General features: G+C 40.4%; 13 protein-coding genes. 11 read left to right on the top strand and 2 right to left on the bottom strand.

Translation table 11 applies throughout. The annotated features are described in order from the left end of the window. Positions 1–229: 229 nt before the first annotated feature. Together glmS and N7974_RS07040 are read right to left on the bottom strand one after the other, a co-directional pair. Positions 230–2,083, bottom strand: coding sequence for a glutamine--fructose-6-phosphate transaminase (isomerizing) (gene glmS / locus N7974_RS07045; RefSeq protein WP_262964934.1), 1,854 nt, complete (start codon positions 2,081–2,083; stop codon positions 230–232). 8 nt (positions 2,084–2,091) lie between these two features. Further along, a complete protein-coding gene (locus N7974_RS07040) occupies positions 2,092–2,820 on the bottom strand; it encodes a winged helix-turn-helix domain-containing protein (protein WP_262964933.1) in 729 nt (242 codons plus the stop codon). Between the two features lie 377 nt (positions 2,821–3,197). Between N7974_RS07040 and N7974_RS07035 the strand changes: the two genes are divergently transcribed. The 11 genes from N7974_RS07035 (at position 3,198) to N7974_RS06985 (ending at position 17,542) form a co-directional block, all read left to right on the top strand. Then, on the top strand, positions 3,198–4,031 hold the full coding sequence (locus N7974_RS07035) for a hypothetical protein (RefSeq protein WP_262964932.1): 834 nt from the start codon (positions 3,198–3,200) through the stop codon (positions 4,029–4,031). Between the two features lie 109 nt (positions 4,032–4,140). Further along, positions 4,141–5,523 (top strand): outer membrane beta-barrel protein, encoded by a 1,383-nt coding sequence (locus N7974_RS07030; RefSeq protein ID WP_262964931.1) that lies wholly within the window; start codon positions 4,141–4,143, stop codon positions 5,521–5,523. 58 nt (positions 5,524–5,581) lie between these two features. Further along, a complete protein-coding gene (locus N7974_RS07025) occupies positions 5,582–6,169 on the top strand; it encodes a polysaccharide biosynthesis/export family protein (protein ID WP_262964930.1) in 588 nt (195 codons plus the stop codon). 58 nt (positions 6,170–6,227) lie between these two features. After that, positions 6,228–8,471 carry a GumC family protein gene (locus tag N7974_RS07020; RefSeq protein WP_262964929.1) on the top strand — a complete coding sequence of 748 codons (2,244 nt, stop codon included), beginning with the start codon at positions 6,228–6,230 and terminating at the stop codon, positions 8,469–8,471. A 2-nt stretch (positions 8,472–8,473) separates the two neighbouring features. Further along, a complete protein-coding gene (locus tag N7974_RS07015; protein WP_262964928.1) occupies positions 8,474–9,169 on the top strand; it encodes a hypothetical protein in 696 nt (231 codons plus the stop codon). Positions 9,170–9,267: 98 nt separating this feature from the next. Then, entirely contained in the window at positions 9,268–9,558 is a 291-nt protein-coding gene (locus tag N7974_RS07010) for a transposase (protein ID WP_262964927.1), read from the top strand. Between the two features lie 90 nt (positions 9,559–9,648). Continuing rightward, entirely contained in the window at positions 9,649–10,683 is a 1,035-nt protein-coding gene (locus N7974_RS07005) for a hypothetical protein (RefSeq protein ID WP_262964926.1), read from the top strand. An 809-nt stretch (positions 10,684–11,492) separates the two neighbouring features. Next, complete coding sequence (gene gmd / locus N7974_RS07000) at positions 11,493–12,614, top strand: GDP-mannose 4,6-dehydratase (protein WP_262964925.1); 1,122 nt, start codon at positions 11,493–11,495, stop codon at positions 12,612–12,614. Positions 12,615–12,618: 4 nt separating this feature from the next. Next, a complete protein-coding gene (gene fcl, locus N7974_RS06995) occupies positions 12,619–13,593 on the top strand; it encodes a GDP-L-fucose synthase (RefSeq protein ID WP_262964924.1) in 975 nt (324 codons plus the stop codon). A gap of 200 nt (positions 13,594–13,793) precedes the next feature. Continuing rightward, on the top strand, positions 13,794–14,849 hold the full coding sequence (locus N7974_RS06990) for an NAD-dependent epimerase (protein ID WP_262964923.1): 1,056 nt from the start codon (positions 13,794–13,796) through the stop codon (positions 14,847–14,849). Positions 14,850–14,875: 26 nt separating this feature from the next. Then, positions 14,876–17,542 (top strand): lipopolysaccharide biosynthesis protein, encoded by a 2,667-nt coding sequence (locus tag N7974_RS06985; protein ID WP_262964922.1) that lies wholly within the window; start codon positions 14,876–14,878, stop codon positions 17,540–17,542. Positions 17,543–17,548 lie beyond the last annotated feature (6 nt).

Raw genomic sequence — 17,548 nt, 5'->3', positions numbered from 1 at the left:
CTTTCAGAAATTAAATTTCTATTCACGTCGCTGTAAACTATTACGGATACCATCCCTTCAAGGGATGTTATCCGTTAGCATCGAAATTATTTATCTGAGAATCTATATCAGGGCTTTGATAACTGTTTTTACTCGACTATTTATGCATCTTAACGTTGCACGACAAAGGGGTTTTTATTTTGATGATAGACTTTTTTATACGATGACATATTACTTTCCTGATAAATATCTATTCCACCGTAACAGACTTTGCAAGATTTCTCGGTTGATCCACATCAGTGCCTTTTAAAACAGCGACATGGTAAGAGAGTAACTGTAATGGAATGGTATAGATAATCGGTGAAATCTCATTCTCAACTTGCGGTACTTTTATAATTTGTACGTTGCCATCTTCTGTCGCCGCTAATGTTTCATCCATAAAAACAATTAACTGCCCACCTCTTGCACTAACCTCCTGAATATTTGATTTCAATTTTTCAAGCAGATTATTGTTTGGCGCTACGGTAACAACCGGCATATCCGCATCGATTAAAGCCAAGGGGCCGTGTTTTAACTCGCCAGCCGGATAAGCCTCGGCATGAATATAAGATATTTCTTTTAATTTTAATGCACCTTCCATAGCTATAGGATAGTGGCTGCCTCTGCCCAAAAACAAGGCATGCTGTTTTTCTGAAAATTGCTCGGCCAACAACTTAATTTCATCATCCAGCTGCAATACTGCTTCAATTTTTCCGGGTAAACCAAATAATTCTGAAGTAATTTTTTGCTCCATTGTCTCAGACAACTCAAATCGCCTGCCAACAGCAATCACCAACAGCATCAATGCTGTTAATTGTGTTGTAAACGCCTTGGTCGAGGCAACCCCAATTTCAGGCCCTGCACGCGTAATCAAAACCAGATCAGACTCCCTGATCAAAGAACTCTCGGGAACATTGCATATCGCCAAGGAATATTTGGCGCCCAGTTTTTTTGCTTCTTGCAACGCTGCCAAGGTATCTGCTGTTTCACCCGATTGCGAAATAGTAACAACCAAAGTATCAGCTGCCAGTACCGGACTTCTGTAACGAAACTCGCTGGCAACTTCAATATTACAAGGTACGCGAGCCAGCTTTTCAAACCAATAGTGTGCGACCATGCCGGCATGGTAACTGGTACCACACGCTATAATCTGTATCGATTTTATACTGTCAAATACTTCAGAGGCCTTATGTCCAAAGGCACTATCTTGCAAGCGATCATTAATAAATCGTCCTTCCAAAGTCTGGGAAATTGCAAATGGCTGCTCATAAATTTCTTTTAGCATAAAATGGCGATAATCGCCCTTATCAACCGAGTCTGCAGTTAACCGGCTTTCTCTGGCAGGACGCTCAACAACATTGTCATCTGCATCATAAATAACCAATTTATCTATGCTGATAGAGGCTATATCGCCCTCCTCCAAAAACATAAAACGTCGGGTAACAGGAAGCAAAGCGGCAACATCCGAAGCGATAAAATACTCGCCAATACCAACGCCAATAACCAGCGGACTGCCTTTTCTGCAGGCTATCAAGGTATTCGGTTCTGAGGCACTAATTATCCCCAAGGCATAAGCGCCTTTGAGTTTTTTTACCGCCAGCTTGACTGCATTTAATAATCCATCAGTGCCCTGCCCTGAGCCAAGCCGAAGGGATTCCATAGCCTGATAAATTTCATGCACAATAACTTCGGTATCAGTTTCTGAAGTAAACTCGTAGCCATTTTTTATCAGTGTGCTACGCAGCACTTCATGATTTTCAATAATACCGTTATGCACTACCGCAATTTTATCCCGACAAATATGTGGATGGGCGTTGGCTGTACTGGGTTTACCATGCGTTGCCCACCGGGTATGTGCAATGCCGATCTTGCCACAAACAGGATCAGCCTGTAACAATGCCTCAAGACCTTTAACTTTACCCAACTCCCTTTTGCGATATATCGTCTGGTCGTTAATAACTGCCAATCCTGCTGAATCATAACCACGATATTCCAGCCTTTTTAAGCCTTCCATCAATATTGGTACGACATTTCGTTGCGCTATTCCACCGACTATTCCACACATATAATTAATTATTGTCTAATAAGAAGTTTATTCGTAAGTGCATAGCCAACAGCATGCACCGTTTTGATAGGCAATTCACGATTCAACATGGTGAGGGATTTTTTTCTAAGCCTGCCCAGAATTAAATCAAGTTTACGACAGCCATGTTGATTAAATTCACCAAATATTTTTTCGGCAAAACAATTTTTATTAATAACTTGGTCAGAATTTTCCTGGATATAGCAAAGAAAAGAAAACTCTCTCGATGTCAGTGTCATTGACTGATTGTCCGGTGCAATTAATGTCCAATTTGAATGAGATAAATACCAATTAAAATCAGTTGAATCAGTTGAATCAACTAATTCAACTAATTCAACTGATTCAACTGATTCAAAACGCAGATCAATGGCTTTTTGTGTACGATAAATCGCATTAATATTGGCGAATAATTCTTCTGAAACAATAGGTGCATTTAAGGTTCTATTAACCCCCATATTAATTAGCCTGGTTTTATCTGCATGATCCAAATCAGGGTTAACCATAGAAATAATGATTAATTTAGGATTTACTGACAAAAACTTACCAATACAAGGATTAGTATCATTTAAGAACTCAACGTCAACAACCAAAACATCTATTGTCGATGTCAACAATAATCTGAAGTAGTCAATCGGCTTAGTCAGAATGGTAACGGGAAGATTAATAAAATCATTTGCTACAGTTAAGTTGGAGCTAAGTATTGTAATTTCGGGCTTCATTGTTTTTTAATAACGTTAACTTTAACTTTAAGGATTAATAATACTACATAATGAATAACATTAACGTAATGGAGGTAATTTGATGTAATTTGCAGCAATTGATCTATTTTGATGTATTTTGATGCTACCTAAAAGACATAAAACATATAATAATTAAACAAAATTCAATACCAAAAAATTATTGGCACTACAAAAAACAAAAACAAAAACAAAAGCAAAAGCAAAAAGATAACTTAAACCGTTAGAACCAACAACATAAATTCGGTATAAGCGCACTGACCATTAGTTATTTTATAGCTTTAAAAAAATACCTGTCGTTCGTTTAATACTGAATTTATGTTAACTATTATTAACAGCCATTAATGAGTGATTGAAACATGAATACGACCAAAAAATTATTAACATTAACATTATTAAATGTTGCGTTAACCATTCCATTGACAGCAACTGCAGATGTCGCCTCTGAAGTGAGTAACGCCATTACACTTAATCCTGCCAACGCATTCGATATCACCGCAAAGGCTATTAACGCAGACCGGAGTAATTTACTCGCAATTATTTCGACAGCTATTGCAGCCAATCCTGATCAAGCAGCAGCGATTACCGCAGCAGCAGTAACCGCGGCACCGACTTTGGCAGCCGCCATTACTACCGCAGCAATTACTGCAGCGCCGACTTTGGCTACCACTATTACTACTGCAGCAATTACTGCAGCGCCGACTTTGGCTGCCGCTATTACTACCGCAGCAATTACTGCAGCGCCGACTTTGGCTACCGCTATTACTGCCGCAGCAATTACCGCAGCACCGACTTTGGCTGCCGCTATTACTACCGCAGCAATTACCGCAGCACCGACTTTGGCTGCCGCTATTACTACTGCAGCAATTACTGCAGCACCAACCTTCGCAGCTGCCATTACCACAGCAGCAGTGACCGTAGCTCCTACATATGCAGTCGCTATTACTATAGCGGCAGTTACTGCTGCACCGCTTTATACCGACGCTATTACCACAGCAGCAGTGACCGCAGCACCGACTTTGGCAACGACTATTAATTCAGAAGCAGTTGCCGCCGCCATTACATCAACAGCGCTCGCAGAAGATAATGCGTATGGCCATAATCCTGCAGATATCAATGCCGTTAATTCAGAATCAACAGTCAATAACGCTGTACTCACCAATCAAATGGAGCAATCGGTTAGCCCTAATTAATTTTTTATTTATTGGTTATTAAACACTTTAAAAACACGACTTCTGGAGTTAAACGACCCTCAAGCTATCATGCCTGTTTTTACCATTAATACAACTAAAACTAATATTTATGAAAAAAAAGAAAAGTATTCTAGCCGTTTCACTAATAAGTCTTGTTAATTGTAGCGATGTATTGGCTTACGGTAACACACAAAATAGTGAGGTTAATATGGGGATGAATTCATGCAATCATCTGGTCAATAACATTGCATCGTGCATGCAAAATAATGAGGTCAGTTTGGGAATGCGCCACTCTGAATTTGCTCAAAAAGGCATAAGTGCCGGCGCTTTTTATATTTTGCCTAAACTGGATTTTACCAATGAGTACAACTCCAATGTCTACAAACGGGATAGCAGTAAATATACGCCTGTTGATGCCTATTTTGCGCATTTTAAACCCGGCGTTGAAGCTCGCTCTGATTGGAGTCAGCATGCACTTAAGTTAAGTTTTGATACTGACTTGGCGCAATCAACAGCACAAGGCACTAATAACAATTACAACGATATTTTTACAAGTTTAACGGGCAGATTGGATGTCGTTAGAGACAGTTATTTGGAGACAGGGTTCTCCTATAACAAGCTGCATGAAAGTCGCGGATCGCCTGACCAGATTGCCGGTATAACACCGACATTTTTTGACACCAAAATTATTGATGCTTTTTATACCCATAAACTAAACCGACTGTCATTGGTTACCGGCGTAAATGCCATTCGATATGACTATCAGAATGTAGACAGTATGGATAGCAATACCCCATTACTGATGAGTAGTCGTGACCGGTGGCAATATGCCCCTTCGGTTCGCTTGGGTTATAAAATACAGCAACAATATGAGGCCTATATTAAGTTTATCTATAATCAAATTGATTATGACGGCCAGGTATTTTCCAATGGTGTAGCACCCTCAGGCAATAATGGTGGTAGCGCTTATAATCGTAATTCGACCGGCTACAATGCCTTAACCGGCTTTGCATTTGATTTGACCAATCTGATTTCCGGTGATGTCTCTGTTGGTTATTTACAGCGTAATTATGTCGATCCCGGCTTATCTAATTTCGGCGGAGTAAACGGATTTTTTGATTTAAAATGGCATCCCACACAGCTAACAACCGTCAGCGGCAAAGTCAGTCGTGACATCATGCAAACCACGCAAGCCGGGGTCTCAGGTATTATCGTAACCGGGGTAACAGTCAATGTCGAGCATGAATTAATGCGTAATATTATTCTTAATGCCGGTGGGACTTTTATGAACAATGCCTATGACGGTTTTGTTGCACCTAATGTAGAAAATCGCACTGACAACATTTATGCCGCTAGAGTCGGCGCCAAATATGTCGTTAATCAATACTTATCTACTGATCTTAGTTATATTTATCAAAATCGTGATGTCAATTATGAATTTAATAACTATCAAGTAAATCAAGTCATGCTTAATTTAAGAGGCCAGTATTAACTGGCGTGCTATCAGAGCACATCACCCTTTTTTAACTCTCGATATTTTTGTGATAAAAATGAGTCAATATTGTATTAAATTTATTTCACGATTATTGCTGTCCAGTGTATTTTTTTGTAGTTATTTATTGGCCGAAGAAACGACTAACAACATGATCAGCAATGAGGATTTGGCTGCTTCAGTCACTGAAGAGTATCGGGTGGGATCAGGTGATCTATTAAAAGTTACCGTGTTCAATCAGGAAGAGTTATCGGGTGAATTTACAATCAATGGGGCGGGGCAAATTGCTCTGCCATTAGTGGGTGATGTTAACACCAAAAAATTAACGGTAAAACAGGTAGAAAAGGCTATTGCCGATAAATTAAAGCCGGATTATTTACTTAATCCTATTGTTAGCGTGCAAATGCTAAATTATCGGCCCTATTATATTTTGGGTGAAGTGCAATCGCAAAAATCATATCACTATGTCGATGGCATGACCTACATTAACGCCGTAGTGATTGCCGGTGGTTACACTTACCGCGCCAAAGAAGACCATGTGATGGTTATTCGCATGAATGACCATCAAAAAAAAGAGCTAAGACTCAACATGGATGAAAAGGTATTACCGGGGGATGTTATTCGCATTGAAGAACGTTTTTTTTAAAAAAACACCAGCGCATCCTTTTAGATATTTCTTACATTAATACCCATCCGAGAAAACTGTGTCCGATTTAAAAGTAAAACAGATAACATCCGCCAATTTGCCAACAGATGACAACGCAGGCATCTCGCTAAGCCATGTTTTTGATACGCTTTGGCTAAAAAAACGCTTACTGATAAGTGTCACAGTTTTGCTTAGTATCCTGGCATTTTTATATATTTCTCAAATAGTGCCGCGTTATAGCGCAACAACACAAATATTAATCGGTATTAATGCTGCAAAAGTAGTTGATATTCAAGAAGTGATGACCGGCAACTTAAATACCGATTCGGCAGTATTCGGTGAAATAGAGGTGATTAAATCCCGTGAGTTGGCGCATAAAATTATGCATCGTTTACATTTGGATCAATACCAAGAGCTTAATCCCAACTCTGAAAAGCCCGGTTTTTTTAGCGGACTTAACCCCATAAACCTGATACCTGATACCTGGAAAGAAGCCATGGGACTGGTAAAAATTGATAACCGGACACCCCAGGAAAAACAGGAAGCACACTTAACCACATTAACTAATGCCTTTCTTGGCAAATTAACCATTGCACAAATCAAGCGTACTCAGGTTATTAATTTAACCTATGAATCCAATGATCCAAAGCAAGCTGCAAAAATAGCCAATGAAATTGCCGACACCTATATTATTGAGCAATTACAAGCCAAGTTTGACGCGACTAAAAAAGCTACCGACTGGTTAAATGACCAACTGGGCGAATTAAAGTTAAAAGTTGAATCATCTGAACGTGCCGTCCAAAATTACCGAAAAATACATGACTTGTTGGAGGTCAGTAAAGGTAGTGGTGTTACCCAGCAACAATTATCCGAAGTTAACAGCCAGTTGATTATGGCACGAGCTTTAAGAACGGAAGCCGAAGCCAAATACCAACAAGTAGAAGCAATAGCCAAGAGTGGCCGGGATATTGACAGTGTCGCTGAAGTGCTAAATTCGGCATTAATATCAGGTTTACGCCAACAAGAATCAGAAGTACAACGTAAACATTCAGAAATGCTGGTGGAATATGGCGCCCGTCATCCGCGCATGATCCAGGCGCAAGCAGAATTAACTGATATTCAGACCAAAGTAAAATCAGAAATTAAAAAAGTATCGGCAGCCTTACTTCACAATCTGGAACTGGCTCGTGCGCGAGAAGGCTCTTTGTCTGGTAGTTTACGGCAAATGGAATCAAAAACCAGTGGCAACAATCAGGCGGAAATAGAACTTCATGCGTTGGAGCGTGAAGCGAATGCCAACAAAGCCTTGTTTGAAACCTTTTTGGGCCGCTTTAAAGAAACCGCCTCAACGCAAGGCATTGTCCAGGCCGATGCGAGGGTAATTGCCTTTGCAGAAACACCGTTAAGCGCCTCCTATCCAAATAAAACCAAAATGCTGTTAATCAGTGTGCTTGGATCCTTGTTCTTTGCTGTTTGCCTGGTCTTTATACTTGAAATGCTCAACCCTGGTGTACGCTCACCAGAGCAAATTCAGACGCTCTTTACTATGAGCACCTTGGGCATCATACCTAAAATAATGGATAACAAAACTCTGCCACATAGCTATTTGCTGGCCAAACCTCAATCCGCTTTGGCAGAAGCCATTAATACCTTACGGATTTCACTGTCCTTGCTTAATCCGGATGCTGAAGTTAAATCATTAATGGTTACCTCATCGATACCCGGTGAGGGTAAAAGTACCTTATGTATTTTATTGGCCAGACATTCCGCTGCTGCAGGTAAAAAAGTGGTGTTAATTGATGCCGACTTACGCCGTCCAAGCATAGGCAAAACCTTTAACCTTAACGACAACACACCCGGCTTAACCGATTTATTAATGAATCATGATCTGGTGCTTAATGATGTACTGGTTAATGACCCGGAAACCGGCATGCAAATTTTAACCCGAGGTAAATCGGCTTTTATTAACCCGCTTGATTTATTTGCCTCGCATAGAATGCAAGCCATAGTTAATCAATTACGTGAGCAATTTGATTTGGTTGTTATAGATACAGCCCCCCTTATGCTCATATCTGATACCAGAATTTTGGCAGGTCTGGTTGATAAAACCATCTTCGTTGTAAAGTGGGACTCCACGCCCAAAAAAGTGATAACCAGTGCTTTGGAGATTTTAAATAAAGATGGCCATAATAACCTGGCCGGCATTGTGTTACAGAAAGTTAACATGGAACAATATGGCCGTTATGCTGGATCTGCTCATTACCATTCTTATGGCCGTTACAATAAGTATTACACCAGTTGATTATGAGTAAGCCAAACACCAAACTCCTAAATAGTCAAAAAATCCTTGCACTTATAGGGATATCGGTTTGTTGCGGACTATTACTACTAGCGGTACCACGTTTTATTGCCAGTTTATATGCGCTCTATCCTGAAGCCGCATTTAAGCAAATGCCACAAACACTGCCGGCTGAGGTTTATGAAAAAAGTATTGCTGATTTAAATAAAGCTTTGTCCTGGTATCAAAACCCGATCTATTGGCAAGCCCAGGGATTTTTTTATTTACAGCTCTTTTATACCCGGCCATTGCAAACTCCGGCCCAAAAACAGACCTACCTTAAACAAGCTAAAGCCGCCATTACTCGAGGCTTAAGCTTATCGCCTGTTGATCCACGCGGCTGGCTGCAATTAGCCGTAGTTGACAGCCTGCTTAAGATACCCAAGCAACCGATTATTAACGCTTTGCGCTTATCGTTTTACGCCGGACGCGTAGAACCCGAGTTGGTAATATCCCGTTTACGTTTTAGTTATATTTACTACGCTGATTTTACTGAAGACATGCAACAACTATGGCAAAAGCAAATACCGGTTGCCTGGGTATTTAAAGCTCAGCAACTGGTTAAATTTATTACCGCACATCCTGAAGCTAAACAACTGGCTTTAAAAGCCTTTATTTATTCACCTGAGGATGCTGATAAATTTTTAAGCCGGTTTAAGTAGATGGGCAAAGCAACGCTTACCAATCAAATACTGATGGTAGCTACACCAAACTGAATTTCGTTTCTAAAATAACCTGATGCGTGCGGAGTATATTGACAATGAATCAAGAAAAACAAACAGTCTATAGTGAAAAATTTAGAGCATCTTCCGTAAAGATAGCGCTAGATTCAGACCGGCCACTAGCTCAGGTAGCGAGAGCTTTAGGTCTTAATCCTACTATCCTGCATAGTTGGATTAATTCCTGTATGCAACCGATGGAATCCATCACAGGCAGGCGAACAGACAATTATCTTTACGACGAATTAAAGCGGCTAAAAAAAGAAAATCGCCTTTTAACGGAGGAGCGTGATCTTTTAAAAAAAGCAACCGCTTACTTTGCAAACGAGTAATGATGAAATACAAAAAATTAATAGCAAACTCCACACTTTAAAAATTAAAAAACGATCATGCCAATCAACTTGTTTTTAACGTCCTTATTTTTGACAATAATTTTTATTCTTGTCTTGTTTCCTTGCGCTTTAAAATTTGGGTTTGTTGACAAACCCTGTATTAGAAAACGGCATACCAATCCAACACCACCGATAGGTGGCATTGCCATATTCTTGGGTGTGTTGTTAACACTTTGGTTTTATGACATCAACCTCCCTCAGCAAACCGCTTTTATTCTGGCAATGACCTTACTGGTAATAGTCGGAGCTATTGATGACCATGTAAACCTTAATGTAAAAATACGCCTAACCGCACAAATTTTTGCCGCTCTTATTATGACCGAAATTGCCGATATAAAAATAATCGACATGGGTACTTTATTTGGTAATGGCACCGTATATTTAGAGGGTTTTTCAACCATCCTGACTGTCTTTGCGGTAGTTGGCGGCATCAATGCCTTTAACATGATTGATGGCATTGACGGCCTTTCGGGTAGCTCATCACTGATCTCGATTAGCCTGGTTGCCTTGCTGGCAGTTTTTTACAATCAGCCGTTAATTGTTCATATCGGCCTTCTTTTTATAGGGGCCATCAGTGCATTTTTGATTTTTAACTTACGAATTTTTGGCCGTAAAAAAGGCCTGATTTTTTTAGGTGACTCGGGAAGCACACTGCTGGGCTATGTTATCTGTTGGTTAATTATCTCTGCCTCACAAGGCGAACAGCGCATTATACCGCCAGTTCTGGTGTTATGGCTTATTGCCGTTCCCTTATTTGACTCTATTTGCATCATGCTGCGGCGCATACAAAAAGGCAAATCACCTTTTGCTCCGGATCGTGAACATTTACACCATATCTTGCCACTAAAAGGCTTTAGCGTTAACCAAACCCTTATCACTATCCTGACCGTTTCTTTAGTTATGGCCCTTACCGCCATTACCGCAAGTTTGTTTTTTATGGTCCCCGACCAACTATTATTTGTGGTTTTTTTACTCTTCTTTACCCTGTTTTATTGGGTCATGCATCAAAACACAAAAGTTATAACAGATGAATTACCTGAAAATGAATTAGCTAAAAATAAATAATTGTCTTCAAACACAAAAACTACAAGAAAAATGCTTAATAAAAATCTGCCAAAACAAAGCTTCTGGTATCCATGCTCGGCGGTGGAAATGATAAGAAAAAAAAAGCACGATGCCGCTCCGGACTTGCAACCCACGATAGAAAAAGCGGCAAGCCTTGTCAGTTTAAAAAAGGCTGGTAACGATAAGTGGCATTAAAGAGTAATACAAAAACAACACCGGGTTACCACGCTCTGGAGACGGTGAAAGTATTATCAAAAAACAGGTTAAAAATATTATTCGCCACGAAAGACACGTGGTGAGTTTTTTATTTTGTACAAAAAACGAATACTTTCACAGCCTCTCAAGCATAGGACCAATAAAACGTCAGCTATGTTGACAGTAAATACGAAGCCCTAAAAAATGCTGACGCCATGTTACTAATAACAGAATAGCAAGAATTTGGAAGTCCCGATTTTGATGAAATAAAAAAACGACTAAAAATCCCTTTGTTTTTTGATGGGCGCAATCAATTTAAACAATAACGCATACAAGCCATGGGCTTTGAATATATCCAGATTGGCATAACGACATAAAAATAAGACAGGTTGGCTTCTAAATTTTCAGATAAATAATTTCGATGCTGACGGATACCATCCCTTTAAGGGATGTTATCCGTGTGAGTTAAATTGTTGTGAATTGGAAGTTTAATTTCTGAAAGTCTATAGCTATGGCGTAACTTAATATTTTTAAATAATTTGGCAAAATAAATAACCTGTTTAAGCCAACAATTCTTAACCAAAAGCTTAAAACTAAAACCAAAAGAAATACTCATGACTAAAAAAGTTGCATTAATAACCGGTGTTACCGGACAAGATGGTTCATACCTGGCAGAATTTTTACTGGCTAAAGGTTATGAAGTCCATGGTATCAAGCGGCGCTCATCGCTTTTTAATACACAACGGGTTGATCATATTTATCAAGACCCACATATCACTGATCCCAAGTTTTATCTGCATTATGGCGATTTAACCGACAGTTCCAACTTAACCCGTATTTTGAATGAAACCCGGCCGGATGAAGTTTATAACCTGGGAGCGATGAGCCATGTTGCGGTATCTTTTGAATCACCTGAATATACTGCTGGTGTCGATGGTATTGGCACCTTGCGTCTGCTTGAGGCTATCCGGTTTTTAAAGCTGGAAAAGAAAACCCGTTTTTATCAGGCGTCAACCTCAGAGCTTTACGGACTGGTACAGGAAACACCGCAAAAAGAAACTACCCCGTTTTACCCGCGCTCGCCTTATGCCGTTGCCAAGCTTTATGCTTACTGGATTACGGTCAATTACCGTGAAGCCTATAACATGTTTGCCTGTAACGGTATTTTGTTTAACCACGAATCTCCGCGTCGGGGTGAAACTTTTGTAACCCGCAAAATAACGCGTGGCCTTAGTAATATTGCCATGGGTCTGGAGCACTGTTTATTTATGGGTAATATCGATTCACTCAGAGACTGGGGACATGCCAAAGATTTTGTACGCATGCAATGGCTGATGATGCAACAAGAACAACCCGAAGATTTTGTTATCGCTACCGGCATACAGTATTCCGTCAGGCAATTTATTAAAATCGCCGCCGGCGAACTCGGAATCACCATTCGTTGGGAGGGCACTGGCGTTGATGAAAAAGGTTTTGTTAGTGAACTACAAGGCAATAAAGCGCCGGGGTTAAAAATTGGCCAAATCATCGTCGCCATTGATCCGCGTTATTTTAGACCAGCTGAAGTAGAAACCTTATTGGGTGACCCAACCAAAGCCAAAGAAAAACTGGGCTGGGTACCGCAAATCACCTTACGGGAAATGATCAGTGAAATGGTCGCTTGTGATCTTGATGAAGCCATAAAACATGCGCTGCTAAAAGATAAAGGTTACAACATCGCAGTTAGTCGGGAATAAGCACATGACCGATAAACAACAAAAAATTTATATCGCCGGACACCGTGGGATGGTGGGAACCGCCCTTGTTGAACAATTACATGAGGCGGGCTTTAACAACATTGTTGTCCGCACCCATGCCCAACTGGATTTAACCGATCAGGCTGCAGTGCGTGATTTTATGCAGCAAGAGCAACCTAAAAAAATTATTCTGGCCGCCGCCAAAGTGGGGGGTATTTATGCCAATAATATCTATCCAGCTGAATTTATTTACCAAAATCTGATGATGGAGGCCAATGTCATCCATCAAGCTTGGGCGGCAGGTTGCCGACAATTATTATTTTTGGGTAGTTCCTGTATTTACCCAAAACTTGCCGCTCAGCCGATGCAAGAAAGCGCCTTGTTAACCGGTGGGTTGGAAGCGACCAATGAGCCTTATGCGATCGCTAAAATTGCCGGCATCAAGCTTTGTGAATCTTACAATCGTCAATATGGCACCGATTATCGCTCTGTCATGCCGACCAATCTCTATGGCGAAAACGACAACTTTCATTTGGAAAACAGCCATGTTATTCCTGCCATGATCAGGAAATTTCATGACGCCAAAACCAGCCAGTCCGCTACTGTTACTCTCTGGGGAACCGGTACTGCCAGGCGTGAATTTTTGCATGTCGATGATATGGCCTCTGCCTGTTTGCATGTACTGGGTTTAAGTAAAGCACATTATCAGGCTTGCACCGAACCCATGCTGTCACACCTTAATGTTGGTACCGGCACAGACGTGACCATACGTGAACTGGCCGAAACCATTCAGCAGGTTGTAGGTTTTAAAGGTGACATTATATGGGATGTCAGTAAACCGGATGGCGCACCCAGAAAACTCATGGATATCAGTAAAATGAAATCATTGAACTGGCGACCACAAATAACACTTGGCAATGGCCTGGCCAGCACCTATCGCTGGTCTGTGGAACACCAAAGTGAATTTAAGACGCAATAGATTTACTGTTGACTTGTAGTTTTTGGCAACGAACTTAAAGCAAAACATGTTCGGAGTACAGGCTTTGTTTACAAAGTCTACAGACACTATAACGTCTTAAGTGAGCAACACACTTTTGATTAAAAAACTTTTTAGATTAAGCAAATAAAAGCCATAGGCTTTAAATATATCCAAATTAGCCTTACGACATAAAAACAAACATGAAAATATTAGTTACCGGCACCGCAGGTTTTATTGGCTCATACGTCGTACAACGCTTACTGGAAAGAGGCGATGAAGTAGTAGGTCTTGACAACATAAATGACTATTACGATATCAACCTTAAACACGGCCGCCTGGAAAAAGCCGGTATTAAAAAAGACCAACTGGGTTGGTATAAATTTGTACAAAGTGATAAGTATCCCAATTACCGCTTTATTCAAATGAATTTGGAAGACAAACAAGCCCTGCAAATGCTGTTTGCCAATGAAAAATTTGACCGGGTTTGTCATTTAGCGGCACAAGCCGGCGTGCGTTATTCCATTGAAAATCCGCAGGCCTATATTCAAAGTAATATTGATGGTTTTTTAAATATCTTGGAAGCTTGCCGCTGGAACACTATAGAACATTTAGTCTATGCCAGCTCCAGCAGTGTTTATGGCTTAAATGGCAAGGTACCCTTTTCAGAAAAAGATTCAATCGCTCATCCGGTAAGCCTTTATGCAGCAACTAAAAAAAGTAATGAGTTAATGGCCCACGCTTATAGCCATCTTTATAACCTACCCACTACCGGCTTACGGTTTTTTACCGTCTATGGGCCTTGGGGTCGACCGGATATGTCACCGTTTTTATTTGCCGATGCCATTTTAAATAACCGATCTATCAACGTATTTAATAACGGCGATATGTTACGAGACTTTACTTATATCGATGACATTACAGAAGGCGTAATTCGCTGCATAGACAAAGTAGCCTTATCTGATAAGGAATGGGATGCACAAATCCCGGACCCAAGCAGCTCTTTGGCTCCTTATCGACTTTATAATATTGGCAACTCGTCCCCTGTTAAATTAATGGACTTTATACAGGCAATAGAATCAGCGTGTGGAAAAGCTGCAGTAAAAAACTATCTACCTATGCAGCCAGGCGATGTTTATCAAACCAATGCCGATACAACCGCATTGGAGCAACATATAAGCTATAAACCGGCAAAAAATCTTTATGAAGGTATTAAAGAAACCGTAGAGTGGTTTAAAGAATATTATAAATTGGTATAAATTCGCATCTAAACGTAAAAAACTAAATGAATAACACCAATAATTATTTCTGGGCATTTCTTGAAAAAATTGCACCAATGATCATTTCTTTTGTGATCTCGGTAATCATCGCGCGTATGGTAACGCCCGATGCTTATGGATTGGTGGCAATGTTGGCAATCTTTATGGCCATAGGACAGGCTTTTACCGAACTGGGTTTTACTGCGGCTCTGGTTCAACGTAAAAACATAACCCAAGATGATGAAACCAGTGTGTTTATTATCAATATTCTCGGGGGGATAGTTGTTACTGCAATACTTTGGGGTGCGTCACCCTTTATTGCACAATTTTTTGAAAAAGAAATTTTGATTCAATTAGTTTGTGTTCAGGCACTTGGTATTTTTATTGCCTCAACTGGTTTGGTGCAATTTGCATTAATATCAAAGCACATGCAATTTCGCCTGGGTGCTATTATCGAATTTGTAGCCACAATAGTATCCGGCATAGTTGGCATTACTATGGCCTATTCCGGTTACGGTGTATGGAGTTTGGTGGGTCTTGGACTCTCTCGTGAACTGGTCAGAACTATTGCTGCCTGGATAGTTAGCGACTGGCGACCCAAGGGCAGATTCTCCATAAAAAGTGTAAAAGCCATGTGGAATTACTGTAGTTTATTACTCTATTCATCAATATTTCACCGCATAGTAATCAACTTACATACCTTTATTATTGGTAAAATTTTCCCACCCGCCGCACTAGGCTTATACGCACGCGCCATAGGTCTACAAGCACTGCCTGTGGGATTGGTATCCGGGGTTGTTCAACGCGTTGCCTTTCCTTTATTTTCAAAACATCAAAACAACAAGATATTGCTGCTTCAATCCATTAGAAAGCAAATCCGTTTACTGGTATTAGGCGTTTCGTTAATGATGGGCTTACTCGCAAGCCTGGCGACAGAATTAGTGCCATGGTTACTAGGTGATCAATGGCTTGAATCGATTCCATTATTACAAATTCTCTGTGCGGCTGGCATCTTAAATGCCGCATTCCCACTTCATTCTGAGTTGACAAAAGCACTTGGAAAGTCCGGTATTTTTTTTAGGGTAGAAATAACAAAAAAGCTCATAATTTTACTTGTGCTTGGCGTCGTTTATCGATTTGGGATAGAAGGTTTTGCCTGGGGGGCTGTTGCCATCTCCTTTACCGATTATTGCTTAAGTGCCTCTCCCAGCAAAAGATTAATTGGCTATAACTGGGGAAAACAACTATTTGATCTGACCCCCCCAATATTACTGGCAGGCGTTTCAAGTGCCATTTTATTCTATACACCATGGGATACATCGTGGTCTTTAGTCCAACTAATGCTGGCCAAAACGTGTTTATTTTCGTTAACAAGCTTTATTCAACTATTCATTTTACGAAAATTATTTTTCCAGGACGCGTGGGGTATTTTGGGAATAATTTTAGGGCGCATCAATAAAATATTTTCTGCATTTTCACCAACCGTTTTAAAAGAAAAAGTAAAAAATAACCTTCTAAAAAAACTACATGCCAAACCTGAAATCACCTCTCGCATTGCTACGAGAGTACTTAGAGACGGATTACCCCGCTATCTGGACTGGACTTATGAGAGTGAAAAACAACAGACTTTAGCTTATCTGGAAAGCATGCGCGTCGATAGATTTGCTTATAAATTTGCCGGCAGTTCAGAGCAACCTACGTTATACGGGTCCATTTATGCCTGTATGCTCTTAAATATGTACGGTGTTTTAGACAGTATGAATCCAGCAGAAAAAGATGACTGGTTAACTTATTTTGATAGTTTTCAAGATGCCAAGGATGGTTATTTCCGTGATCCTGTCTTGGCCTGCCCGGCTTTTGAAGGTACGCGTGAATGGGGTGATGGTTGGGGAGCTCGTCACTTGGTTGGGCATATTATTATTGCTTATGGCCACTTGGGGCGTGCACCTAAATACGGCTTCAAATTTTTAGAACCTTATTACGATCCCGATTACCTCAATACCTGGCTTAAAACCTTTTCCTTTAAAGAAGATGTTTGGTCGCAAAGCAATTACATTATGAATGTAACAACTCTATTGCAATATGCCCGTGACTACATGGATGAAAACAGGGCAGCTCCAGCAATAAAAATAATTTTAGAATGGTTAAGGTCTACACAACGCGCTGACACCGGCATGTGGCATCAATATACCATTAATGGCTACCCGGAAATAGGCGATGCTATTAGAGGAGCTTATCACTTTTATCCCTTATTTATTTATGAAAATGAACCCCTAAAACATCCGGAAGCCATTATCGATACTATCTTGCGCTCACAAAATTCATGGGGAGGCTTTAACCCACAAGAAATGCCGTCGGGCGCCTGTGAAGATATTGATGCCATTGAACCGTTAATTAGAGCGTCCCTGCAATCGGGGCATCGCCGAATAGACGTTAACAATGCCCTTAAGCGGGCAATGGTGTGGATGCTCAGTTGTCGTCACCAGCAAGGTGGTTACCAATCACTGCCTGAAAATGGCTGCCCTTACGGCGGTCATCGACTCACTACTAGCCACCCAAGAGAAGGTAATTTATTTGCCACATGGTTCAGGACACTCTGCTTAGCTTATATATTGGATTTTTTAGAGATTCCAAATGCCTTTACATTAAGGACATATCCCGGATATGAAATTAATTTACATTACAGAAAATAAATAGGA

This window comes from Methylobacter psychrophilus (assembly GCF_025583945.1).
GTDB classification, from domain to species: Bacteria; Pseudomonadota; Gammaproteobacteria; order Methylococcales; family Methylomonadaceae; genus Methylobacter_C; species Methylobacter_C psychrophilus.
The sequence above is the reverse complement of the archived record's forward strand: the minus strand, read 5'-3'. Positions and strand labels throughout refer to the sequence as shown.

Coding starts and splice junctions, on each gene's coding strand:
- N7974_RS06985 (WP_262964922.1), top strand. CDS start 14,876: ATGAATAACACCAATAATTATTTCTGGGCATTTCTTGAAAAAATTGCA.
- N7974_RS07040 (WP_262964933.1), bottom strand. CDS start 2,820: ATGAAGCCCGAAATTACAATACTTAGCTCCAACTTAACTGTAGCAAAT.
- gmd (WP_262964925.1), top strand. CDS start 11,493: ATGACTAAAAAAGTTGCATTAATAACCGGTGTTACCGGACAAGATGGT.
- N7974_RS07025 (WP_262964930.1), top strand. CDS start 5,582: ATGAGTCAATATTGTATTAAATTTATTTCACGATTATTGCTGTCCAGT.
- glmS (WP_262964934.1), bottom strand. CDS start 2,083: ATGTGTGGAATAGTCGGTGGAATAGCGCAACGAAATGTCGTACCAATA.
- fcl (WP_262964924.1), top strand. CDS start 12,619: ATGACCGATAAACAACAAAAAATTTATATCGCCGGACACCGTGGGATG.
- N7974_RS06990 (WP_262964923.1), top strand. CDS start 13,794: ATGAAAATATTAGTTACCGGCACCGCAGGTTTTATTGGCTCATACGTC.
- N7974_RS07015 (WP_262964928.1), top strand. CDS start 8,474: ATGAGTAAGCCAAACACCAAACTCCTAAATAGTCAAAAAATCCTTGCA.
- N7974_RS07030 (WP_262964931.1), top strand. CDS start 4,141: ATGAAAAAAAAGAAAAGTATTCTAGCCGTTTCACTAATAAGTCTTGTT.
- N7974_RS07035 (WP_262964932.1), top strand. CDS start 3,198: ATGAATACGACCAAAAAATTATTAACATTAACATTATTAAATGTTGCG.
- N7974_RS07010 (WP_262964927.1), top strand. CDS start 9,268: ATGAATCAAGAAAAACAAACAGTCTATAGTGAAAAATTTAGAGCATCT.